The following is a 24,782-nucleotide window of genomic DNA, read 5'->3' as shown; positions in this document are numbered from 1 at the left end:
CCAAATAGACAGAGACGCTTTAAGCGCGGTTCCACTCTGTTTGGAATATACGAAGCAGGTAAAGCTTTCCCCTGTTTTTTCATCCCCAACTTTAATCCCTGTAACGGAGGACATTCCGCCTGTGCCTACTATAGGTTAGTTCAGCAAAGGACTCAAGGGTGCATTTCAGAAAACGAGAGGCTTGAACCACTTTCAGCAGGTTATGGTTCTCTCTAAAAAGCTTCGTTTACTTACTTCTCCCCATCTACGCGTTCTTTTTTAAGATTATTAAATACTATATTACATTTTTGACAAATTGTTAATATAAAATACTCTGAATACGCTGTTTAATTTTTTCTTTGCCCAGTAATGAAATGGCCTTAGGCAAGTCAGGACCATGTGTTTGACCCGTGACGGCCGCCCTTATCGGCATGAATAATTTTTTCCCTTTATGCCCTGTGCTTTTTTGTACCGCTTTAATCGACTTCTTAATTTCATCCGCATTAAATTCTGCAAGCCCTTCAATTTCCTGAAGGAAAGCTTCCATGACTTCCGGTACCTGTTCTTCTGCCAATACTTCCTTAGCTTCTGGCTCAAACTCGACCTCATCCTTGAAAAACAGTTCAGATAGCTCAACTATTTCCGCTCCATAGCTCATCTGCTCTTGAAAAAGGGAAACAAGGCCATGTACCCACTCTTCTTCTTCAGCGGTTAGTGTTTCTGAGACCTTCCCAGCTTTAATTAAGTGAGGCATTGACAATTCCACTGCACGATTTACGTCCAATTGCTTCACGTATTGGTTATTCATCCATGTAAGCTTTTGCTTATCGAAAAGTGCAGGTGATTTAGACAACCGAGCAGCATCGAAAAGATTAATGAACTCTTCTTTCGTGAAAATCTCTTCCTCCCCGACCGGAGACCATCCTAATAATGTAATGAAATTGAATAAAGCCTCAGGTACATAACCAAGCTCTTCATATTGCTCAATGAATTGAATGATCGATTCATCACGTTTACTCAGTTTCTTCCTGCTTTCGTTTACAATTAGCGTCATATGTCCGAATACCGGCGGTTCCCAGCCGAATGCTTCATAAATCATCAATTGTTTCGGAGTATTGGAGATATGATCATCACCGCGAAGGACATGGGAAATCTTCATCAAGTGATCATCGACTGCCACTGCAAAGTTATAGGTCGGTATGCCATCTTTTTTAACGATAACAAAATCACCAAAACCATCTGTTTCAAACGAAACGTCATCCTTGACCATATCTTTGAAAGTAAGGACTTTCCCCGCTGGAACGGCAAAGCGAATGCTAGGTTTTCGTCCTTCAGCCACTAGTTCACTTTGCTCTTCTTCAGTTAAATGCCTGCACTTCCCTGAATATTTTGGCGTCTCATTCCGTTCGACCTGTCCTTCACGCTCTGCTTCAAGCTCTTCTTCCGTACAATAGCATTTATATGCCAAACCCTTATCTAAAAGCTCTTGATACAATTCCTGATAAAGGTCGTTCCTTTCTGATTGACGATATGGCCCGTATTCACCGCCAATATCCACACCTTCATCCCAGTCCATACCAAGCCATTTCAAATATTTAAGCTGACTTTCCTCTCCACCTTCAATATTTCTCTTTTGATCGGTATCTTCAATCCGGATGATGAATTTCCCGCCTTTGTTTCGTGCGTATAAATAATTAAATAAAGCCGTCCGTGCATTACCTATATGTAAATGTCCAGTCGGACTCGGTGCATAGCGAACTCGAATATCACTGCTCATGATATATATAGACCTCCCAGTCGTTCTTTTCTATTGTTTATTTTATCATTTATATACATTTGGTTAAAGGCATCCACTCTAAAAACAAATTAGTTTGATTTAACCAATAAGACAACAGCCTGTGCAGCGATTCCTTCGCTTCTGCCTGTAAATCCAAGTTTCTCTGTAGTGGTCGCCTTTACATTAATTCTATCTATCGAGGCATCTAAAAGTTCTGCAATCCTGCCTCGCATTTCCTCAATATACGGTGCCATTTTCGGGCTTTGTGCAATGATTGTACAGTCCGCATTACCTAAAGAATATCCTTCTTTTTTTACAATCGCCCAAATATACTGCAACAGCTTTGCCGAATCGGCATCTTTAAATTCAGGATCGGTATCCGGAAAATGCTTACCGATATCCCCTGCACCGATTGCCCCCAAGCAGGCATCAGCAACAGTATGCAAAAGGACATCCGCATCCGAATGACCTAACAAACCTTTCTCATGCGGAATCGTAATTCCGCCAATAATCAAGGGTCTACCCTCTACAAGCTGATGAACGTCATATCCTTGTCCAATTCGAAACATATCATTCTCCCCAATCATCGTTTTCCATGTTGTTGTTTATGTAAAATCGCTTCTGCAAAATATAGGTCTTCCTGAGTCGTAATTTTAATATTATCATAATTGCCCTCAATAATAACTACCTGTTCATTGATCCGTTCTAGCAAACTTGCATCGTCCGTCCCTAAAAAAGCTTCAGCCTCTGCCTGTTCATACGCCCTTTTTAATATGGATACACGAAAAGCTTGTGGAGTTTGCACCGCCCACAAGCTTGATCGTTCCACCGTTTCCAATACCTTTTTATCAGTAACTTTTTTAATCGTATCCTTTACGGGCACTGCAATGACAGCACCTCCATGAAGGGAAGCTGCGGTAGTCAATTCTCTGATTTGCCCTGGATTGATAAAAGGGCGAGCCCCGTCGTGGACCAGAATGATTTCTTCCCCAGCATGTTGCAGCCCATTATAAACGCTTTGTTGGCGCTCCTTGCCACCCATGATGAGTTTCTTGACCTTTTTAAGCCCATACGTTGCTATCAATTGACTGAAATAATCCTTTTCTGCCGGGTTTATTGAAAGGATAATCCCCCGGCAGTCAGGATCTTCTTCAAAGACACGAAGTGTATAAACAATAATCGGGATACCCGATAGTTCAATAAAAAGTTTATTCTTGCCCGCCTTCATTCTTTTTCCTTGTCCAGCTGCAGGTATCACTACTTCATAAAACATAACGGTTTCTCCTACTCTTCTTTATAATGCTTTTTCTAATAGTTTCGGTTTAGCGAATATCATACGTCCTGCAGAGGTTTGCAGTACACTTGTGACAAGTACATCGATTCGTTTCCCAATATGGTCACGACCACCTTCTACAACGATCATTGTACCATCGTCTAAATAAGCAATGCCCTGATTCTGCTCTTTCCCGTCCTTAATGACCTGAACATTCATCTCTTCCCCAGGAAGTACAACAGGTTTTACGGCATTGGCAAGGTCATTGATATTAAGGACCGCCACATTTTGAAACTCGCATACTTTGTTTAAATTGAAATCATTGGTAACGACCATTCCGCCCGATATTTTGGCAAGCTTCACAAGTTTACTATCCACTTCCTGGATGTCTTCAAAATCTCCCTCGTACATCTCCACTTTAATCGGAAGTTCTTTTTGAATCCGATTCAGGATATCCAAACCACGTCTTCCACGATTCCTTTTCAATGCATCAGATGAATCAGCAATGTGCTGTAGTTCGTTTAATACGAATTGAGGGATGACTATGGTACCCTCCAGAAAGCCTGTCTGACAGATATCCGCAATTCTACCGTCAATGATGACGCTTGTATCGAGAATCTTCAGCCGCTTGCTATACCCCTCTTCGTCCTCTTCACTTACTTCACCATCAGTATTCTTTTTCTTATTACTTTTCGTAAATAAACTCAATAGTTCATCACGTTTTTTAAAGCCCACCTGGAAACCAAGATAACCAAATAAAAGCGTAAGGATGATAGGAACCACCTTGATGGCACTGAAGGCGGAACCAACCAAGAACGCCGCAAGCAGTCCCACTAAAAGACCGACGCTGCCAAAGATTATGTCCGTAATCGGTATCTTAACAAGCTGTTCCTCCAGCCACTTCATAAAATAGATCACATGATCTACTGCCCAAAAAGTAATAAGATAAAAGATAATGGCACCCAACAGTACACTTACATAAGGATTGTTTATTAAAGCAATATCGTCTGCATGTAAAACAATTAATAATTCTGGAATAAGTAACATACCAAGTGTTCCGCCGACTATTAAGAAGCATGCTTGTATAATGCGTTTTAACATCCCTTTCACCTCCCTCTACTCATTATTGACCAATAAAATAAAATGAAACCTTCGAAAATTCGTTTTCATTATATACGTGAAATTCACTTAAGGAATTAGTGGATTTACTAATATGACTCCTTCTCTTTTTCGTAATATTAGCCTAGCACCCTGAGTTTTGAGTGTCAAAAATAAACACTAATCAATTTCAAGCTAATCCAGGGAAATTTTGAAGGCCAGCTGCACCTTACATCCTTCTATTTGTGACCAACTGATTTTTTAAAATGCGGAGTCCTTCTTTAATTTTATTGGCACGAACTTCGCCAATACCCTCTACATCGTCAAGGTTTTGAACTGTTGCTTTATTGACTTCGCTAAAGCTTCCGAACTGTTTCACTAAATTTTCGATAATCAAACCCGGCAAGCGTGGAATCTTATGAAGAATACGGTAACCACGGGGATGTACTGACTCATCAAGATGTATGTATCCGTGATAGCCCAGCACCTTTAGAAGTATGCTTTCGTCCAATTTTTCCTGCATGGCCAACTCTTGAAGCCGAAAAATGATATCCTCTGGTTTTTCATCATTACTGGAAATATAGTCCTTGATAAGCCACTTTCCTTCCGTTTCAATATCTGCCAAGATTTCATTCATTTGCAGACGGATCAATCTTCCTTCCGTACCAAGCTCATTAAGGTAAGTAAGTAGCTCCGCCTTGATTCTGAGTACCATTACATAACGGTGCAATACCTGCAAAAGATCGGCATAGGTCACGATTTCCTCAAACTCTAATGCTCCTAATACTGATATGCTCTGCTGTAGGACCACCTTGTATTTTTCCAAGGTTTGAATGGCTAAATTAGCCTTAGCAAGTATGACCCCTATATCTTTGAGGGCATACCGGAAATTGCCTTGATATAAAGTGATGACATTCCGGCGTTGTGATATTGCGACGACCAACGACTTGGTCTCCCTTGCTACACGTTCCGCTGTCCGATGCCGCATTCCCGTTTCAGTGGAAGGTGTACTGTTATCCGGCACTAATTGGGCATTTGCGAAAATGATCGTATCGGCTTTTTCATTTAAAATGATGGCCCCGTCCATCTTCGCCAGCTCATACAATGTACTTGGGGTACAGCTACAGTTGATTTCGAAGCCGCCATCTACGATAGTTCGAACCTTCTCGTTATATCCAACCACTATCAAACCACCCGTATTTGCCCTCAGGACATTTTCAATACCCTCTCGAAGCGGGGTACCTGGAGCTACAATTTGCAGAATCTCCAATTTTGTTTTCTCATACCCTTTTTTATCTGTCATACTTACCCCCCTAACGATTGTTGAAGAGCCTCCGAGACCGATGAAACACCAACGATCTTAATACCTTTTGGTGCGGTCCATCCCCCTATATTATTAGCCGGTATGATCACCCGCTCAAACCCTAGTTTTGCTGCTTCTTGCACCCTTTGTTCAATTCTTGACACTCTTCTTACCTCCCCAGTCAGCCCCACTTCACCAATGATGCAATCGGTAGGGTTTGTTGGTTTATCACGGAAACTAGAGGCAATGCTGATTGCGACGGCGAGATCAATTGCCGGTTCATCCAGCTTGACACCACCAGCAACCTTTAAATACGCATCTTGGTTTTGGAGCAGCAAGCCCACTCTCTTTTCCAGAACAGCCATTAAGAGCGAAACTCGATTGTGGTCTATCCCTGTGGCCATTCGCCTTGGATTGCCAAAACTAGTAGGTGAAATCAATGCTTGAATTTCAACAAGCACCGGCCTTGTTCCTTCCATGGATGCTACTACTGTGGAACCCGAAGCTCCTTGAGACCGTTCTTCAAGGAAAATTTCCGATGGATTCGCGACCTCTTCCAAACCATGTTCTTTCATTTCAAATATACCCATCTCATTCGTCGAACCAAATCGGTTTTTGACAGCACGTATGATTCGATATGTATGGTGTCTTTCACCTTCGAAATATAAAACGGTGTCTACCATATGCTCAAGCAGCCGTGGCCCTGCAATGGCCCCTTCTTTTGTAACGTGTCCGACGATAAAGATCGCAATCCCATTCGTTTTAGCAATGCGCATGAGTGAGGCTGTGCATTCCCTAACTTGTGAAACGCTTCCCGGGGCAGATGTAACCTCCGAATGGTACACCGTTTGAATGGAGTCAATAATGACCAAATCCGGTTTTACCTCTGTAATCGCCTGTTGGATATAGTCCATATCGGTTTCAGCATAGACGAATAGATTTTCTGACATGGTCCCAAGCCGGTCCGCTCTCAATTTGGTTTGCTTGACTGACTCTTCACCTGATATATAAAGCACTTTTTTCTGTTTATGTGCCAATTGGGAGGATACCTGCAAAAGTAGAGTCGATTTACCTATACCCGGATCGCCTCCGATCAATACAAGTGACCCCTGTACGATCCCGCCCCCAAGGGCACGATTCAATTCCATTAAATCCGTCTTAATCCGTGGTTCTTTTTCTGATTGAATAGTAGTTATGGGCGCTGCCTTTTCCCTTTCCCCGGAACCTCTAACCTCGGAATGGGTAAAAGCACCTTTTCTAGCAGGTTTAACGATTTCAGTTTCCTCGACCATTTTGTTCCATTCACCGCAACCTGGGCATTTCCCCATCCATTTTGCGGACTCATATCCACAAGACTGACACATAAATTTGGTTTTCTTCTTTACAGCCATAAATTACTCCTCTTTCTTTGGAAAAAATACCTATTTTAAGGATATTATATCTCTGTTTTATTTAAACCTTCTTAAGGCTAAGTTTTTTAAAAAAAATAATCACTCTACATTGTCCAACTTATACTCATTTTTACCTATGGATAAAAAACAGAGGTACACTGCAAAAAAATCTGCCGTGTACCTCGAAGTTTAGAATCAGGTTATTCACTTACATTAACAGGCTCACCTTGTCGGATTGCAAACTCATTATTCACGACATCCATCACGACCGTTTGCCCTTTTTTCACGTTACCCTTAAGCAACTCCTCGGAAAGATAATCTTCTACATGCTTCTGAAGCGCCCTGCGGATTGGTCGTGCCCCATATTCAGGATCGAAACCTTCCGTAGCAATTTTTTCTCTAGCCGCATCTGTCAGTTCCAAGTATATTTCCTGTTCTTTCAAACGGGTAGTAAGCTGATTTGACATTAATGTGACGATTTGTTTTAAATGATCCTTCTCTAATGAGTGGAACACGATAGTTTCATCAATACGATTCAGGAATTCCGGACGGAATGCTCGTTTGAGTTCTTCCATCACTTTCCCTTTCATATTTTTGTAATCCTGGCCGGTATCCTGGATGTTAAAGCCGACATACTTATCAATTTTTAAGGCAGACGCCCCTACATTCGATGTCATAATCAGAATGGTATTCCTGAAATCGACAGTACGCCCCTTGGAATCTGTCAGTCTTCCATCTTCCAAAACTTGAAGAAGAATATTGAAGACATCTGGATGGGCCTTTTCTATTTCATCAAGCAGAACGACTGAATATGGTTTCCTCCGCACTTTTTCCGTTAACTGTCCGCCTTCTTCGTATCCAACATATCCTGGAGGGGATCCAACAAGACGTGAAGTCGAATGTTTCTCCATATATTCGGACATATCTATACGGATCATAGCATCTTCATCACCAAAAATGGATTCAGCTAAAGCACGGGCAAGCTCGGTTTTACCGACCCCTGTAGGTCCCAAGAAGATGAATGAACCAATTGGACGTTTAGGATCTTTCAAACCTGCTCTTGCGCGTCGTACTGCTTTAGAAACCGCAATGACGGCCTCTTCCTGCCCAATTACGCGATCGTGGAGGATTGATTCCATATTAAGCAGTTTATCTGACTCTGTTTGCGCCAGTTTAGTGACTGGAACTCCCGTCCAGCTGGATACGACGTGCGCAATATCATCCACAGTCACTTCACTGTTCTCTTGCCCTTGTTTTTCTTTCCAAGTCTTTTTCGTTTCTTCCAATTGTTCTCTTAAGCGTTGTTCTGTATCGCGAAGCGAAGCAGCTTTTTCAAATTCCTGGCTCTGAACGGAAGCATCCTTTTCCTTACGAACATCATCTAGCTTCACTTCAAGTTCCTTTAAGTTTGGTGGCGTTGTGTATGAACGTAATCTAACCTTGGATCCAGCTTCATCAATCAAGTCAATCGCTTTGTCCGGTAAAAAGCGATCGGAAATATAACGGTCGGATAATTTGACTGCGGCATCAATCGCTTCGTCAGTAATCGAGACACGGTGATGGGCTTCATAACGGTCACGCAAACCCTTGAGAATTTGAATGGATTCTTTCATGGTCGGTTCATCTACTTGGATTGGCTGGAAACGACGTTCAAGCGCAGCATCTTTTTCAATATACTTACGGTACTCATCCAAAGTGGTAGCACCGATACATTGTAATTCACCACGGGCCAATGATGGTTTAAGGATATTGGAGGCATCGATTGCACCTTCTGCACCGCCTGCACCAATCAATGTGTGCAATTCATCGATGAATAAGATGATATTACCCGCCTGACGAATTTCATCCATCACTTTCTTCAATCGGTCCTCGAATTCACCCCGAATATTTAGTACCTGCCACAACAGTACCCATATCTAGGGTCATTACGCGTTTATCTCGTAAAATTTCAGGTACCTCATTATTGATGATCTGTTGGGCAAGCCCTTCAGCAATGGCTGTTTTACCTACCCCAGGTTCACCGATTAATACTGGGTTATTTTTTGTACGACGGCTTAATACCTCAATGACACGCTGTATTTCCTTACTTCTTCCGATAACGGGATCCAAGCTTCCTTCCCGGGCAATCGCCGTTAAATCACGGGCAAGGCCATCCAGTGTCGGTGTGCTAGCATTTGAAGCAGCTGAACCTTGATGACCACCCGATTCATTGCTGCCCAAAAGTTGTAATACCTGTTGTCGGGCTTTATTTAAACTTACTCCCAGATTATTCAACACGCGGGCGGCTACACCTTCCCCTTCTCGTATCAGACCAAGAAGTACATGCTCTGTTCCAACATATGAATGACCTAATTTTCTCGCCTCATCCATGGAAAGCTCAATGACTTTCTTAGCTCTTGGGGTATAATGTATCGTTTGAGCCGTATCCTGTCCACGGCCAATTAAATTTTCCACTTCTTTCTGAATCTTATCCGGTCCCAATCCAAGAGCATATAACGCTTTGGCTGCAATGCCATCACCTTCTCGGACCAGGCCCAGTAAAATATGTTCCGTGCCAATATTGTTATGACCTAAACGGATTGCCTCTTCTTGGGCTAATGCTAATACTTTCTGGGCTCTTTCAGTAAAACGACCAAACATCATAGGGAATTCCTCCTTAAGAATTTTCGTTTTGAATAAAGTTGTAGACAATTCTCTAAGTAATGGCAGGTTCTTGCTCCATATCTATTCATGAATATTGGTACTCACCAAAGAGGATAATGACCTCTATGAGGAGGAAGATTCCGTGAAATTCAAGCGTTCTCGGATGAGTGCTGCTCTACGGATATCCCTTTCATGGGATTTTAAAGGGCCACCTGCATACTTTTGTAAAAATCCCGACTGTGTCAAAATCATCAACTCATTTAGAATGCTTTTAGAAATATTTTTTATATACCCAAGATCTATACCTAGCCTAACATCTGAGATACAGGTAGCAGCTTCCTTGGTCTCGATGATTCGAGCATTGGACAATATCCCATATGAACGGAAAACTCTATCTTCTAATTGTATGTGGGAAGTCCTCGCTAATGCATCCCGCGCTGACCGTTCCTGGGCTATGATTTGTTGCACTACACTTGTTAGATCTTCAACGATATCCCTCTCCGACTTTCCGAGAGTGATTTGATTAGAGATTTGAAAGATATTCCCTAACGCCTGACTGCCCTCTCCATAAATCCCTCGTACCACCAACCCCAATTGGTTGATAGCCGGTATGATATTATTCATTTGCTGAGTAAGGACCAGGCCTGGCAGATGCATCATGACTGAAGCCCTTAATCCTGTTCCCACATTAGTTGGACAACTAGTTAGGTATCCTCTTTCTTCATCATATGCATAGTCTATGGATTCTTCAATCCAATCGTCAAGAACATTTGCAATCTTTAAGGTTTCCTTTAGCTGCAACCCCGACATTAAACACTGAATACGGAGATGGTCCTCTTCGTTTATCATGATACTGATTTCTTCATTTTCCGAAAGGAGACATGCGCTTTTCGCTGATTCCTCAACTAAATGAGGGCTGATTAAATGTTTTTCAACGAGAACGCGCTTTTCCAGTGGCTGTAATTGGTCAATCTCTAGAAGTTCCAGTTTCCCAATCTCTGGAGTAACTTCCTCTTCAATTCTTTTTTTGACCAATTCAATTATTTTTTTAGCTTCTTCGTTAGAAAAGGAGGTTGGGAAGGTAAAGTCTTTGAAATTCCTGGCCAATCGAATCCTGGAACTCAATACAATATCGATCTCCGGCCCTTCGGCACTCATCCAGGAACTCAAGGCGTTTTCTACAAACTTTTCCAAGCTCATAATTCCTCGCCTCCCTCTTGTGCATCATACCTTTTTTCAAGGGAACGAACCTTATCTCTTACCTCTGCCGCTTTCTCAAACTCCTCTTGAATAATGTGGGTCTTTAAAACTTCTTTCAAATCCAAAATTTGCTTTCGAAGATATATGGTGCCACCAATCCTTTTTGGAATTTTCCCTATATGTGCTGTATTGCCGCTATGAACCCTTTTTAAAATAGGGTTTAACTGTTCATTGAATGTTTTATAACATTCGGCACAGCCAAACTTACCAATATGGACAAACTCTTTATAGGAACGATGACAATTCGGGCAACGCCTCTCTTCCGATTTGGGAAATGCATTTGCCTTTGTCTGTTGAATATTCGACTCCATATTCAACAATCCTGCTAATAAATTATTTATTGAAAAACCAGGTCCCCCTACATCCATGAACATCTCACCTTTTTCCTGAGCACATTTCTCACAAATCATGACTTCAGTCTTTTTTCCATTGATGATTTTGGTGAAGTGTAGGGTAGCATGCCTTTGATGACATTCTTGGCAAATCAACGTTCATCACCTCTGCCAGTTTCATTTATATTTTAAAGTAGTAAGCATCGCAGTTAAAATTCTTGCCCTAAGCTCATCGCGGTCAGGTAGGTCGATATAAATCACCGATCTATCTATGACACTCATCATAATCTTTGCTTCTCTTTCATTAATGACTTCCTCATTCATCAGCCGGGAAATTACTCCTTCAGCCATCGATTGAGTTACCCTAGAGCCAATAAGCGATAATAATTGGTTAATAAGTTGCACGGAATCCTGTGATTCCACTTTCATGATGCGTATATAACCGCCGCCTCCACGCTTACTCTCTACAACATAACCTCTCTCGATTGTAAACCGGGTATTGATTACGTAATTGATTTGAGAAGGAACACACTGAAATTTATCTGCTATTTCACTTCTTTTAATCTCTAAGATATCTTTTTGACTTATTTCCAGCACTTGCTTCAAATAAGTTTCGATAACATCAGATATGTTTCTCACTCAGCCTCCTCCATTCTGACTTTGACTATATTTGACTATTATTATACAAGGAAAAATGCATTTTGCAACTTAAACGCACTTTCTTTCTGTATTATCCATTTTCTCCAAATTATATGTAGTTACATACCCCGTTGAACATTAAAGTTGAAATATCTTACATAAATACCCTGAAAAGATAAATGCAAAACCTGCAATTTTTTCTTCTCCTCAAAGCTCCTTCACCTAAATTCAACCTTTTTCTCCAGCTCGTCCGTTCCCTCTAATGGTATTTTAACCAACAAATAGATCCAGCCCTATGCTGAACCTGGAGATAAAAAACCTATTCGTTAATTAGAATATCAAAAAAGACCAGCCAGAATGGCTGATCTTAGATATGGCTTGGCGGCGTCCTACTCTCACAGGGGGAAACCCCCAACTACCATCGGCGCTGAAGAGCTTAACTGCCGTGTTCGGAATGGGAACGGGTGTGACCTCTTCGCTATCGCCACCAAACAATAAAGGAACGTTGTTCCTTCAAAACTAGATAATAAGAAGGTATTTCATTTTTTAAAAAGCGTTGGTTAAGTCCTCGATCTATTAGTATCAGTCAGCTCCACATGTCGCCACGCTTCCACCTCTGACCTATCAACCTGATCATCTTTCAGGGATCTTACTAGCTTGCGCCATGGGAAATCTCATCTTGAGGGGGGCTTCATGCTTAGATGCTTTCAGCACTTATCCCGTCCGCACGTAGCTACCCAGCTATGCCTTTGGCAAGACAACTGGTACACCAGCGGTGCGTCCATCCCGGTCCTCTCGTACTAAGGACAGCTCCTCTCAAATTTCCTGCGCCCGCGACGGATAGGGACCGAACTGTCTCACGACGTTCTGAACCCAGCTCGCGTACCGCTTTAATGGGCGAACAGCCCAACCCTTGGGACCGACTACAGCCCCAGGATGCGATGAGCCGACATCGAGGTGCCAAACCTCCCCGTCGATGTGGACTCTTGGGGGAGATAAGCCTGTTATCCCCGGGGTAGCTTTTATCCGTTGAGCGATGGCCCTTCCATGCGGAACCACCGGATCACTAAGCCCGACTTTCGTCCCTGCTCGACTTGTAGGTCTCGCAGTCAAGCTCCCTTGTGCCTTTACACTCTACGAATGATTTCCAACCATTCTGAGGGAACCTTTGGGCGCCTCCGTTACTCTTTAGGAGGCGACCGCCCCAGTCAAACTGCCCACCTGACACTGTCTCCCACCCCGATAAGGGGCGCGGGTTAGAATTTCAATACAGCCAGGGTAGTATCCCACCAACGCCTCCACCGAAGCTAGCGCTCCGGCTTCTCAGGCTCCTACCTATCCTGTACAAGCTGTACCAAAATTCAATATCAGGCTGCAGTAAAGCTCCACGGGGTCTTTCCGTCCTGTCGCGGGTAACCTGCATCTTCACAGGTACTATAATTTCACCGAGTCTCTCGTTGAGACAGTGCCCAGATCGTTACACCTTTCGTGCGGGTCGGAACTTACCCGACAAGGAATTTCGCTACCTTAGGACCGTTATAGTTACGGCCGCCGTTTACTGGGGCTTCGGTTCAAAGCTTCGCTTGCGCTAACCTCTCCCCTTAACCTTCCAGCACCGGGCAGGTGTCAGCCCCTATACTTCGCCTTGCGGCTTCGCAGAGACCTGTGTTTTTGCTAAACAGTCGCCTGGGCCTATTCACTGCGGCTTTTCCGGGCTATTCACCCTAAAAAGCACCCCTTCTCCCGAAGTTACGGGGTCATTTTGCCGAGTTCCTTAACGAGAGTTCTCTCGCACACCTTAGGATTCTCTCCTCGCCTACCTGTGTCGGTTTGCGGTACGGGCACCTTACATCTCACTAGAGGCTTTTCTTGGCAGCGTGGAATCAGGAACTTCGGTACTATATTTCCCTCGCCATCACAGCTCCGCCTTAATGGAAACGGGATTTGCCTCGTTTCCGGCCTAACTGCTTGGACGCGCATATCCAACAGCGCGCTTACCCTATCCTTCTGCGTCCCCCCATCGTTCAAACGATGTATAGGTGGTACAGGAATATCAACCTGTTGTCCATCGCCTACGCCTTTCGGCCTCGGCTTAGGTCCCGACTAACCCTGAGCGGACGAGCCTTCCTCAGGAAACCTTAGGCATTCGGTGGAAGGGATTCTCACCCTTCTTTCGCTACTCATACCGGCATTCTCACTTCTAAGCGCTCCACCAGTCCTTCCGGTCTGACTTCAACGCCCTTAGAACGCTCTCCTACCATCGACACCTAATGGTGTCAATCCACAGCTTCGGTGATACGTTTAGCCCCGGTACATTTTCGGCGCGGAGTCACTCGACCAGTGAGCTATTACGCACTCTTTAAATGGTGGCTGCTTCTGAGCCAACATCCTGGTTGTCTAAGCAACTCCACATCCTTTTCCACTTAACGTATACTTTGGGACCTTAGCTGGTGGTCTGGGCTGTTTCCCTTTCGACTACGGATCTTATCACTCGCAGTCTGACTCCCAAGAATAAGTATTTGGCATTCGGAGTTTGACTGAATTCGGTAACCCGTTGGGGGCCCCTAGTCCAATCAGTGCTCTACCTCCAATACTCTCATCTTGAGGCTAGCCCTAAAGCTATTTCGGAGAGAACCAGCTATCTCCAGGTTCGATTGGAATTTCTCCGCTACCCACACCTCATCCCCGCACTTTTCAACGTGCGTGGGTTCGGGCCTCCATTCAGTGTTACCTGAACTTCACCCTGGACATGGGTAGATCACCTGGTTTCGGGTCTACGACCTCATACTCATTCGCCCTATTCAGACTCGCTTTCGCTGCGGCTCCGTCTTATCAACTTAACCTCGCATGAAATCGTAACTCGCCGGTTCATTCTACAAAAGGCACGCCATTACCCATTAACGGGCTTTGACTACTTGTAGGCACACGGTTTCAGGATCTATTTCACTCCCCTTCCGGGGTGCTTTTCACCTTTCCCTCACGGTACTGGTTCACTATCGGTCACTAGGGAGTATTTAGCCTTGGGAGATGGTCCTCCCTGCTTCCGACGGGATTTCTCGTGTCCCGCCGTACTCAGGATCCACTCAGGAGGGAACGAAGTTTCAACTACAGGGTTTTTACCTTCTTTGACGGACCTTTCCAGGTCACTTCATTTACCCCGTTCCTTTGTAACTCCATGTTGAGTGTCCTACAACCCCAAGAGGCAAGCCTCTTGGTTTGGGCTAATTCCGTTTCGCTCGCCGCTACTCAGGAAATCGCATTTGCTTTCTCTTCCTCCGGGTACTTAGATGTTTCAGTTCCCCGGGTCTGCCTTCAGTACCCTATGTATTCAGGTAAAGATACTGTTCCATTACGAACAGTGGGTTTCCCCATTCGGAAATCTCCGGATCAAAGCTTACTTACAGCTCCCCGAAGCATATCGGTGTTAGTCCCGTCCTTCATCGGCTCCTAGTGCCAAGGCATCCACCGTGCGCCCTTTCTAACTTAACCGTTAAAAAGATCTTACAGATGCTTTGAAAAAAATTAATTGCCTTCTATCTATTATCTAGTTTTCAAGGAACAAAGCAGAAAGAATCCATCACATCGTGATGTTTTTCTTCCCTATCTGAATGAATTACTCATTCAAAACTGAACAAAACAAAAGCGCTCTCGTAATTATCCTTAGAAAGGAGGTGATCCAGCCGCACCTTCCGATACGGCTACCTTGTTACGACTTCACCCCAATCATCTGTCCCACCTTAGGCGGCTGGCTCCATAAAGGTTACCTCACCGACTTCGGGTGTTACAAACTCTCGTGGTGTGACGGGCGGTGTGTACAAGGCCCGGGAACGTATTCACCGCGGCATGCTGATCCGCGATTACTAGCGATTCCGGCTTCATGTAGGCGAGTTGCAGCCTACAATCCGAACTGAGAATGGCTTTATGGGATTCGCTTACCTTCGCAGGTTTGCAGCCCTTTGTACCATCCATTGTAGCACGTGTGTAGCCCAGGTCATAAGGGGCATGATGATTTTGACGTCATCCCCACCTTCCTCCGGTTTGTCACCGGCAGTCACCTTAGAGTGCCCAACTGAATGCTGGCAACTAAGATCAAGGGTTGCGCTCGTTGCGGGACTTAACCCAACATCTCACGACACGAGCTGACGACAACCATGCACCACCTGTCACTCTGTCCCCCGAAGGGGAAAGCCCTATCTCTAGGGTTGTCAGAGGATGTCAAGACCTGGTAAGGTTCTTCGCGTTGCTTCGAATTAAACCACATGCTCCACCGCTTGTGCGGGCCCCCGTCAATTCCTTTGAGTTTCAGCCTTGCGGCCGTACTCCCCAGGCGGAGTGCTTAATGCGTTAGCTGCAGCACTAAAGGGCGGAAACCCTCTAACACTTAGCACTCATCGTTTACGGCGTGGACTACCAGGGTATCTAATCCTGTTTGCTCCCCACGCTTTCGCGCCTCAGTGTCAGTTACAGACCAGAAAGTCGCCTTCGCCACTGGTGTTCCTCCAAATCTCTACGCATTTCACCGCTACACTTGGAATTCCACTTTCCTCTTCTGCACTCAAGTTCCCCAGTTTCCAATGACCCTCCACGGTTGAGCCGTGGGCTTTCACATCAGACTTAAAGAACCACCTGCGCGCGCTTTACGCCCAATAATTCCGGACAACGCTTGCCACCTACGTATTACCGCGGCTGCTGGCACGTAGTTAGCCGTGGCTTTCTGGTTAGGTACCGTCAAGGTACCAGCAGTTACTCTGGTACTTGTTCTTCCCTAACAACAGAACTTTACGACCCGAAGGCCTTCTTCGTTCACGCGGCGTTGCTCCGTCAGACTTTCGTCCATTGCGGAAGATTCCCTACTGCTGCCTCCCGTAGGAGTCTGGGCCGTGTCTCAGTCCCAGTGTGGCCGATCACCCTCTCAGGTCGGCTACGCATCGTCGCCTTGGTGAGCCATTACCTCACCAACTAGCTAATGCGCCGCGGGCCCATCTATAAGTGACAGCGTAAACCGTCTTTCCATCTTCTCTCATGCGAGAAAAGAACGTATCCGGTATTAGCTCCGGTTTCCCGAAGTTATCCCAGTCTTATAGGCAGGTTGCCCACGTGTTACTCACCCGTCCGCCGCTAATCTCAGGGAGCAAGCTCCCATCGATTCGCTCGACTTGCATGTATTAGGCACGCCGCCAGCGTTCGTCCTGAGCCAGGATCAAACTCTCCGAAGAAATGTTTGACTTGCTCATTTTGCTTTTTTAATAGTGTGTGCTCACTTAAAAATTTAACGTTGGCGCTTTGTTTTGTTCAGTTTTCAAAGAGCAATTTGATCCTTTTAAAGAATCAACTTTCTAATCATATCAAAGCCATTTGGGCTTGTCAAGTTTTTTTTGGTGGAGCCTAGCGGGATCGAACCGCTGACCTCCTGCGTGCAAGGCAGGCGCTCTCCCAGCTGAGCTAAGGCCCCAAAAAAATCATGGTCGGGAAGACAGGATTCGAACCTGCGACCCCTTGGTCCCAAACCAAGTGCTCTACCAAGCTGAGCTACTTCCCGAAAAAAATATGGTGCGCCCGGCGGGAGTCGAACCTACAACCTTCTGATTCGTAGTCAGATGCTCTATCCAATTGAGCTACGGGCGCATATTAAGATGGTGCCGAGGACCGGAATCGAACCGGTACGGTAGTCACCTACCGCAGGATTTTAAGTCCTGTGCGTCTGCCAGTTCCGCCACCCCGGCATAAATAAATAGTGGAGCGGAAGACGGGATTCGAACCCGCGACCCCAACCTTGGCAAGGTTGTATTCTACCACTGAACTACTTCCGCAAACATGCGGGTGAAGGGACTTGAACCCCCACGCCTTGCGGCGCCAGATCCTAAGTCTGGTGCGTCTGCCAATTCCGCCACACCCGCATAATAAAATGGTGAGCCATGAAGGATTCGAACCTTCGACCCTCTGATTAAAAGTCAGATGCTCTACCAACTGAGCTAATGGCTCATATAAACTATTTATATATGCTATATTAAGCTTGTATGAAGATGGTGCCGGCAAGAGGACTTGAACCCCCAACCTACTGATTACAAGTCAGTTGCTCTACCAGTTGAGCTACACCGGCAGGTGTAAAATGGTGGAGGATGACGGGATCGAACCGCCGACCCTCTGCTTGTAAGGCAGATGCTCTCCCAGCTGAGCTAATCCTCCATATATAACTGCTTGGCGGCGTCCTACTCTCACAGGGGGAAACCCCCAACTACCATCGGCGCTGAAGAGCTTAACTGCCGTGTTCGGAATGGGAACGGGTGTGACCTCTTCGCTATCGCCACCAAACAATAAAGGAACGTTGTTCCTTCAAAACTAGATAATAAGAAGGTATTTCATTTTTTAAAAAGCGTTGGTTAAGTCCTCGATCTATTAGTATCAGTCAGCTCCACATGTCGCCACGCTTCCACCTCTGACCTATCAACCTGATCATCTTTCAGGGATCTTACTAGCTTGCGCCATGGGAAATCTCATCTTGAGGGGGGCTTCATGCTTAGATGCTTTCAGCACTTATCCCGTCCGCACGTAGCTACCCAGCTATGCCTTTGGCAAGACAACTGGTACACCAGCGGTGCGTCCATCCCGGTCCTCTCGTACTAAGGACAGCTCCTCTCAAATTTCCTGCGCCCGCGACGGATAGGGACCGAACTGTCTCACGACGTTCTGAACCCAGCTCGCGTACCGCTTTAATGGGCGAACAGCCCAACCCTTGGGACCGACTACAGCCCCAGGATGCGATGAGCCGACATCGAGGTGCCAAACCTCCCCGTCGATGTGGACTCTTGGGGGAGATAAGCCTGTTATCCCCGGGGTAGCTTTTATCCGTTGAGCGATGGCCCTTCCATGCGGAACCACCGGATCACTAAGCCCGACTTTCGTCCCTGCTCGACTTGTAGGTCTCGCAGTCAAGCTCCCTTGTGCCTTTACACTCTACGAATGATTTCCAACCATTCTGAGGGAACCTTTGGGCGCCTCCGTTACTCTTTAGGAGGCGACCGCCCCAGTCAAACTGCCCACCTGACACTGTCTCCCACCCCGATAAGGGGCGCGGGTTAGAATTTCAATACAGCCAGGGTAGTATCCCACCAACGCCTCCACCGAAGCTAGCGCTCCGGCTTCTCAGGCTCCTACCTATCCTGTACAAGCTGTACCAAAATTCAATATCAGGCTGCAGTAAAGCTCCACGGGGTCTTTCCGTCCTGTCGCGGGTAACCTGCATCTTCACAGGTACTATAATTTCACCGAGTCTCTCGTTGAGACAGTGCCCAGATCGTTACACCTTTCGTGCGGGTCGGAACTTACCCGACAAGGAATTTCGCTACCTTAGGACCGTTATAGTTACGGCCGCCGTTTACTGGGGCTTCGGTTCAAAGCTTCGCTTGCGCTAACCTCTCCCCTTAACCTTCCAGCACCGGGCAGGTGTCAGCCCCTATACTTCGCCTTGCGGCTTCGCAGAGACCTGTGTTTTTGCTAAACAGTCGCCTGGGCCTATTCACTGCGGCTTTTCCGGGCTATTCACCCTAAAAAGCACCCCTTCTCCCGAAGTTACGGGGTCATTTTGCCGAGTTCCTTAACGAGAGTTCTCTCGCACACCTTAGGATTCTCTCCTCGCCTACCTGTGTCGGTTTGCGGTACGGGCACCTTACATCTCACTAGAGGCTTTTCTTGGCAGCGTGGAATCAGGAACTTCGGTACTATATTTCCCTCGCCATCACAGCTCCGCCTTAATGGAAACGGGATTTGCCTCGTTTCCGGCCTAACTGCTTGGACGCGCATATCCAACAGCGCGCTTACCCTATCCTTCTGCGTCCCCCCATCGTTCAAACGATGTATAGGTGGTACAGGAATATCAACCTGTTGTCCATCGCCTACGCCTTTCGGCCTCGGCTTAGGTCCCGACTAACCCTGAGCGGACGAGCCTTCCTCAGGAAACCTTAGGCATTCGGTGGAAGGGATTCTCACCCTTCTTTCGCTACTCATACCGGCATTCTCACTTCTAAGCGCTCCACCAGTCCTTCCGGTCTGACTTCAACGCCCTTAGAACGCTCTCCTACCATCGACACCTAATGGTGTCAATCCACAGCTTCGGTGATACGTTTAGCCCCGGTACATTTTCGGCGCGGAGTCACTCGACCAGTGAGCTATTACGCACTCTTTAAATGGTGGCTGCTTCTGAGCCAACATCCTGGTTGTCTAAGCAACTCCACATCCTTTTCCACTTAACGTATACTTTGGGACCTTAGCTGGTGGTCTGGGCTGTTTCCCTTTCGACTACGGATCTTATCACTCGCAGTCTGACTCCCAAGAATAAGTATTTGGCATTCGGAGTTTGACTGAATTCGGTAACCCGTTGGGGGCCCCTAGTCCAATCAGTGCTCTACCTCCAATACTCTCATCTTGAGGCTAGCCCTAAAGCTATTTCGGAGAGAACCAGCTATCTCCAGGTTCGATTGGAATTTCTCCGCTACCCACACCTCATCCCCGCACTTTTCAACGTGCGTGGGTTCGGGCCTCCATTCAGTGTTACCTGAACTTCACCCTGGACATGGGTAGATCACCTGGTTTCGGGTCTACGACCTCATACTCATTCGCCCTATTCAGACTCGCTTTCGCTGCGGCTCCGTCTTATCAACTTAACCTCGCATGAAATCGTAACTCGCCGGTTCATTCTACAAAAGGCACGCCATTACCCATTAACGGGCTTTGACTACTTGTAGGCACACGGTTTCAGGATCTATTTCACTCCCCTTCCGGGGTGCTTTTCACCTTTCCCTCACGGTACTGGTTCACTATCGGTCACTAGGGAGTATTTAGCCTTGGGAGATGGTCCTCCCTGCTTCCGACGGGATTTCTCGTGTCCCGCCGTACTCAGGATCCACTCAGGAGGGAACGAAGTTTCAACTACAGGGTTTTTACCTTCTTTGACGGACCTTTCCAGGTCACTTCATTTACCCCGTTCCTTTGTAACTCCATGTTGAGTGTCCTACAACCCCAAGAGGCAAGCCTCTTGGTTTGGGCTAATTCCGTTTCGCTCGCCGCTACTCAGGAAATCGCATTTGCTTTCTCTTCCTCCGGGTACTTAGATGTTTCAGTTCCCCGGGTCTGCCTTCAGTACCCTATGTATTCAGGTAAAGATACTGTTCCATTACGAACAGTGGGTTTCCCCATTCGGAAATCTCCGGATCAAAGCTTACTTACAGCTCCCCGAAGCATATCGGTGTTAGTCCCGTCCTTCATCGGCTCCTAGTGCCAAGGCATCCACCGTGCGCCCTTTCTAACTTAACCGTTAAAAAGATCTTACAGATGCTTTGAAAAAAATTAATTGCCTTCTATCTATTATCTAGTTTTCAAGGAACAAAGCAGAAAGAATCCATCACATCGTGATGTTTTTCTTCCCTATCTGAATGAATTACTCATTCAAAACTGAACAAAACAAAAGCGCTCTCGTAATTATCCTTAGAAAGGAGGTGATCCAGCCGCACCTTCCGATACGGCTACCTTGTTACGACTTCACCCCAATCATCTGTCCCACCTTAGGCGGCTGGCTCCATAAAGGTTACCTCACCGACTTCGGGTGTTACAAACTCTCGTGGTGTGACGGGCGGTGTGTACAAGGCCCGGGAACGTATTCACCGCGGCATGCTGATCCGCGATTACTAGCGATTCCGGCTTCATGTAGGCGAGTTGCAGCCTACAATCCGAACTGAGAATGGCTTTATGGGATTCGCTTACCTTCGCAGGTTTGCAGCCCTTTGTACCATCCATTGTAGCACGTGTGTAGCCCAGGTCATAAGGGGCATGATGATTTGACGTCATCCCCACCTTCCTCCGGTTTGTCACCGGCAGTCACCTTAGAGTGCCCAACTGAATGCTGGCAACTAAGATCAAGGGTTGCGCTCGTTGCGGGACTTAACCCAACATCTCACGACACGAGCTGACGACAACCATGCACCACCTGTCACTCTGTCCCCCGAAGGGGAAAGCCCTATCTCTAGGGTTGTCAGAGGATGTCAAGACCTGGTAAGGTTCTTCGCGTTGCTTCGAATTAAACCACATGCTCCACCGCTTGTGCGGGCCCCCGTCAATTCCTTTGAGTTTCAGCCTTGCGGCCGTACTCCCCAGGCGGAGTGCTTAATGCGTTAGCTGCAGCACTAAAGGGCGGAAACCCTCTAACACTTAGCACTCATCGTTTACGGCGTGGACTACCAGGGTATCTAATCCTGTTTGCTCCCCACGCTTTCGCGCCTCAGTGTCAGTTACAGACCAGAAAGTCGCCTTCGCCACTGGTGTTCCTCCAAATCTCTACGCATTTCACCGCTACACTTGGAATTCCACTTTCCTCTTCTGCACTCAAGTTCCCCAGTTTCCAATGACCCTCCACGGTTGAGCCGTGGGCTTTCACATCAGACTTAAAGAACCACCTGCGCGCGCTTTACGCCCAATAATTCCGGACAACGCTTGCCACCTACGTATTACCGCGGCTGCTGGCACGTAGTTAGCCGTGGCTTTCTGGTTAGGTACCGTCAAGGTACCAGCAGTTACTCTGGTACTTGTTCTTCCCTAACAACAGAACTTTACGACCCGAAGGCCTTCTTCGTTCACGCGGCGTTGCTCCGTCAGACTTTCGTCCATTGCGGAAGATTCCCTACTGCTGCCTCCCGTAGGAGTCTGGGCCGTGTCTCAGTCCCAGTGTGGCCGATCACCCTCTCAGGTCGGCTACGCATCGTCGCCTTGGTGAGCCATTACCTCACCAACTAGCTAATGCGCCGCGGGCCCATCTATAAGTGACAGCGTAAACCGTCTTTCCATCTTCTCTCATGCGAGAAAAGAACGTATCCGGTATTAGCTCCGGTTTCCCGAAGTTATCCCAGTCTTATAGGCAGGTTGCCCACGTGTTACTCACCCGTCCGCCGCTAATCTCAGGGAGCAAGCTCCCATCGATTCGCTCGACTTGCATGTATTAGGCACGCCGCCAGCGTTCGTCCTGAGCCAGGATCAAACTCTCCGAAGAAATGTTTGACTTGCTCATTTTGCTTTTTTAATAGTGTGTGCTCACTTAAAATTTAACGTTGGCGCTTTGTTTTGTTCAGTTTTCAAAGAGCAATATCTTTCGAAACAGCTTATTTATAATAACATTTTTCATTACTTTAAGTCAACAACTTTTTTAAAACTTTTTTAAAGTTTGTAATCCGTTTGCAACTCGTTCGTAACGACAGATATAAATATAACACCATTACGTTAACTGCGCAATACCTTTTATAAAGTTTTTTTGAGATAATGTTGTTTTTCTTTCAAACCCCAGAATCCAATCACTTAAAAGACATGAAATTATAATTAAAAAACAAAAACCGAATCGGACATACCAGGATCATGAGCTATACCCCATGAACCCAGCCATCCGAATTCGGCCCTGCAATCATTACTCATCTTGCATTATTAGCGATGTCTCATTAGCGGGAATAACAGGACGTCACGTATAGAAGGAGAATTGGTCAATAGCATAACCAAACGGTCAACACCAATTCCCAATCCGCCAGTTGGCGGCATTCCGTATTCTAACGCCTCCAAGAAATCTTCATCCATTTCATGTGCCTCATCATTACCTTGCTCTCGCTCTTTCAATTGAGCTTCAAAACGCTGGCGTTGATCAATAGGGTCATTTAGTTCCGTGAAGGCATTTGCATGCTCCCTACCTACAATGAATAACTCGAAACGATCTGTGAAACGGGAATCTTCCGGATTTTTCTTTGCTAACGGAGAGATTTCCAATGGATGTCCATAAATGAATGTAGGTTGAATTAACTTATCTTCTACCTTCTGTTCAAAGAATTCATTTACAATGTGACCAAACTCCATGGATTCCTTAACTTCAATCCCATTTTCTTTAGCGAGCTGTTGGGCTTCTTCTTTGCTCATTTGAGTCCAGAAGTCCACACCTGTATATTCTTTTACAGCGTCAACCATGTGAAGTCGTTTCCATTCCGGTTTTAACTCTATCTCATACTCCCCATACTGGATGGAAGTCGTCCCTAGAACTTCTTGGGCTATATGGGCAATCAGGTTTTCCGTTAAGCTCATGATATCTTGGTAATCCGCATATGCCTCGTATAATTCAATCAATGTGAATTCAGGATTGTGTCTTGTAGATACTCCTTCATTCCTGAAAACCCGGCCAATTTCATAAACTTTCTCTAAACCGCCAACGATTAAGCGTTTCAGATGAAGCTCGATGGCAATCCTTAGATTCAAAGGCATATCCAAAGCATTATGGTGAGTAAGGAATGGGCGTGCAGCAGCTCCACCGGCAACAGAGTGCAACAGAGGCGTCTCCACTTCAAGGTATCCATGATCGTCCAAATATCGTCTCATGGCTTGTACAATACGACTGCGCATGATCAACGTATTTTTACTTTCCTCATTTGTAATTAAATCAACATAACGTTTCCGATAACGCTCTTCAACATCCTTCAGGCCATGAAATTTATCAGGCAAAGGGCGAAGCGCCTTTGCAAGGAACACATATTCTTTAGCTTTAATGGAAAGTTCCCCGACTTTCGTTTTGAAAATAACGCCAGTGACCCCTACGATATCGCCAAGATCTGTTTGGTTGAAAATTTGGTAAGAATCTTCACCTATTTTATCTAAACGGACGTAGATTTGGATTTGACCGCTAATATCCTGGATATGGGCAAATCCCGCTTTCCCTTTTCCACGCTTAGTCATGACACGGCCAGCGATCGTAACTTCGATTTCTTTTTCTTCAAGATCTTCTTTTTCTAATTCCCCATAAGCACTAACTATCTCCTGAGTGTTATGCGTACGCTCGAATCTGCTCCCGAAAGGGTCTTGTCCATTATCAATCATGGCCTGCATTTTATCGCGTCTTACCTGCAGTTGGTCATTCAATTCTTCATGACTCACGAAAATCATCTCCATCTTTATTAATAAACGCTTTATATAATTAATCAAAAATTCTTTTGCATACGTATTTATTCTTACATAAAGTAAAGGAATTCAACAGCTTTTTATCTTAAAAAGTTGTTTATGTACATATAAAAACTGC

10 protein-coding genes, 9 tRNA genes, 6 rRNA genes, 1 pseudogene and 1 other annotated feature are annotated in these 24,782 nt (G+C 45.8%); all 26 genes and pseudogenes read right to left on the bottom strand.

The features are described 5' to 3' along the window. Positions 1 to 7: 7 nt before the first annotated feature. Positions 8 to 256 (bottom strand) — a binding site (T-box leader). Between the two features lie 42 nt (positions 257 to 298). Continuing rightward, positions 299 to 1,756: a glutamate--tRNA ligase gene (gene gltX, locus ABIE66_RS00455; protein WP_370013570.1), complete on the bottom strand. Its 1,458-nt coding sequence runs from the start codon at positions 1,754 to 1,756 to the stop codon at positions 299 to 301. 89 nt (positions 1,757 to 1,845) lie between these two features. Next, on the bottom strand, positions 1,846 to 2,325 hold the full coding sequence (gene ispF / locus ABIE66_RS00450; RefSeq protein ID WP_095395284.1) for a 2-C-methyl-D-erythritol 2,4-cyclodiphosphate synthase: 480 nt from the start codon (positions 2,323 to 2,325) through the stop codon (positions 1,846 to 1,848). 14 nt (positions 2,326 to 2,339) lie between these two features. After that, positions 2,340 to 3,029 (bottom strand): 2-C-methyl-D-erythritol 4-phosphate cytidylyltransferase, encoded by a 690-nt coding sequence (gene ispD / locus ABIE66_RS00445; RefSeq protein WP_370013569.1) that lies wholly within the window; start codon positions 3,027 to 3,029, stop codon positions 2,340 to 2,342. A gap of 21 nt (positions 3,030 to 3,050) precedes the next feature. Further along, the gene (locus ABIE66_RS00440; protein ID WP_370013568.1) at positions 3,051 to 4,130 is read right to left on the bottom strand and encodes a PIN/TRAM domain-containing protein; all 1,080 of its coding nucleotides are present in this window, start codon (positions 4,128 to 4,130) and stop codon (positions 3,051 to 3,053) included. Between the two features lie 226 nt (positions 4,131 to 4,356). After that, complete coding sequence (gene disA / locus ABIE66_RS00435) at positions 4,357 to 5,430, bottom strand: DNA integrity scanning diadenylate cyclase DisA (RefSeq protein WP_289318632.1); 1,074 nt, start codon at positions 5,428 to 5,430, stop codon at positions 4,357 to 4,359. Positions 5,431 to 5,432: 2 nt separating this feature from the next. Then, complete coding sequence (gene radA / locus ABIE66_RS00430) at positions 5,433 to 6,821, bottom strand: DNA repair protein RadA (RefSeq protein ID WP_289318631.1); 1,389 nt, start codon at positions 6,819 to 6,821, stop codon at positions 5,433 to 5,435. A 200-nt stretch (positions 6,822 to 7,021) separates the two neighbouring features. Further along, positions 7,022 to 9,464 (bottom strand): annotated as a pseudogene (gene clpC / locus ABIE66_RS00425) (ATP-dependent protease ATP-binding subunit ClpC). A 123-nt stretch (positions 9,465 to 9,587) separates the two neighbouring features. After that, on the bottom strand, positions 9,588 to 10,664 hold the full coding sequence (gene mcsB, locus ABIE66_RS00420; RefSeq protein WP_289323315.1) for a protein-arginine kinase McsB: 1,077 nt from the start codon (positions 10,662 to 10,664) through the stop codon (positions 9,588 to 9,590). Beyond that, the gene (gene mcsA / locus ABIE66_RS00415; protein WP_370013566.1) at positions 10,661 to 11,212 is read right to left on the bottom strand and encodes a protein-arginine kinase activator protein McsA; all 552 of its coding nucleotides are present in this window, start codon (positions 11,210 to 11,212) and stop codon (positions 10,661 to 10,663) included. Before mcsA ends, mcsB begins: the two co-directional genes overlap by 4 nt. Before the next feature lie 21 nt (positions 11,213 to 11,233). Then, the gene (locus ABIE66_RS00410) at positions 11,234 to 11,695 is read right to left on the bottom strand and encodes a CtsR family transcriptional regulator (RefSeq protein ID WP_289318627.1); all 462 of its coding nucleotides are present in this window, start codon (positions 11,693 to 11,695) and stop codon (positions 11,234 to 11,236) included. A gap of 376 nt (positions 11,696 to 12,071) precedes the next feature. After that, positions 12,072 to 12,187 (bottom strand): 5S ribosomal RNA (gene rrf, locus ABIE66_RS00405). A gap of 64 nt (positions 12,188 to 12,251) precedes the next feature. Continuing rightward, positions 12,252 to 15,184, bottom strand: a 23S ribosomal RNA gene (locus ABIE66_RS00400). A gap of 175 nt (positions 15,185 to 15,359) precedes the next feature. After that, positions 15,360 to 16,911: ribosomal RNA gene (locus ABIE66_RS00395) — 16S ribosomal RNA — on the bottom strand. A 160-nt stretch (positions 16,912 to 17,071) separates the two neighbouring features. Next, positions 17,072 to 17,147 (bottom strand) — tRNA-Ala (locus tag ABIE66_RS00390). 10 nt (positions 17,148 to 17,157) lie between these two features. Further along, a tRNA-Pro gene (locus tag ABIE66_RS00385) sits at positions 17,158 to 17,234 on the bottom strand. Between the two features lie 9 nt (positions 17,235 to 17,243). Next, positions 17,244 to 17,320 (bottom strand) — tRNA-Arg (locus ABIE66_RS00380). A gap of 9 nt (positions 17,321 to 17,329) precedes the next feature. Beyond that, positions 17,330 to 17,418: transfer RNA gene (locus ABIE66_RS00375), tRNA-Leu, on the bottom strand. 12 nt (positions 17,419 to 17,430) lie between these two features. After that, positions 17,431 to 17,505, bottom strand: a tRNA-Gly gene (locus ABIE66_RS00370). Positions 17,506 to 17,510: 5 nt separating this feature from the next. Continuing rightward, a tRNA-Leu gene (locus ABIE66_RS00365) sits at positions 17,511 to 17,592 on the bottom strand. Between the two features lie 9 nt (positions 17,593 to 17,601). Continuing rightward, positions 17,602 to 17,677: transfer RNA gene (locus tag ABIE66_RS00360), tRNA-Lys, on the bottom strand. A gap of 42 nt (positions 17,678 to 17,719) precedes the next feature. Then, positions 17,720 to 17,795: transfer RNA gene (locus ABIE66_RS00355), tRNA-Thr, on the bottom strand. 10 nt (positions 17,796 to 17,805) lie between these two features. After that, positions 17,806 to 17,881: transfer RNA gene (locus ABIE66_RS00350), tRNA-Val, on the bottom strand. A gap of 10 nt (positions 17,882 to 17,891) precedes the next feature. Continuing rightward, positions 17,892 to 18,007, bottom strand: a 5S ribosomal RNA gene (gene rrf, locus ABIE66_RS00345). Positions 18,008 to 18,071: 64 nt separating this feature from the next. Further along, positions 18,072 to 21,004: ribosomal RNA gene (locus ABIE66_RS00340) — 23S ribosomal RNA — on the bottom strand. A gap of 175 nt (positions 21,005 to 21,179) precedes the next feature. Then, positions 21,180 to 22,730: ribosomal RNA gene (locus ABIE66_RS00335) — 16S ribosomal RNA — on the bottom strand. The 16S, 23S and 5S rRNA genes sit together here with 9 tRNA genes alongside, the layout of an rRNA operon. 425 nt (positions 22,731 to 23,155) lie before the next feature. Next, positions 23,156 to 24,655 (bottom strand): lysine--tRNA ligase, encoded by a 1,500-nt coding sequence (gene lysS / locus ABIE66_RS00330; RefSeq protein ID WP_370016958.1) that lies wholly within the window; start codon positions 24,653 to 24,655, stop codon positions 23,156 to 23,158. Between the last annotated feature and the right edge of the window lie 127 nt (positions 24,656 to 24,782).

This window comes from Peribacillus sp. B2I2 (assembly GCF_041261685.1).
Taxonomy (GTDB): domain Bacteria; phylum Bacillota; class Bacilli; order Bacillales; family DSM-1321; genus Peribacillus.
Note: the sequence above shows the minus strand (reverse complement) of the source record. Positions and strands in the feature narration are given on the sequence as shown.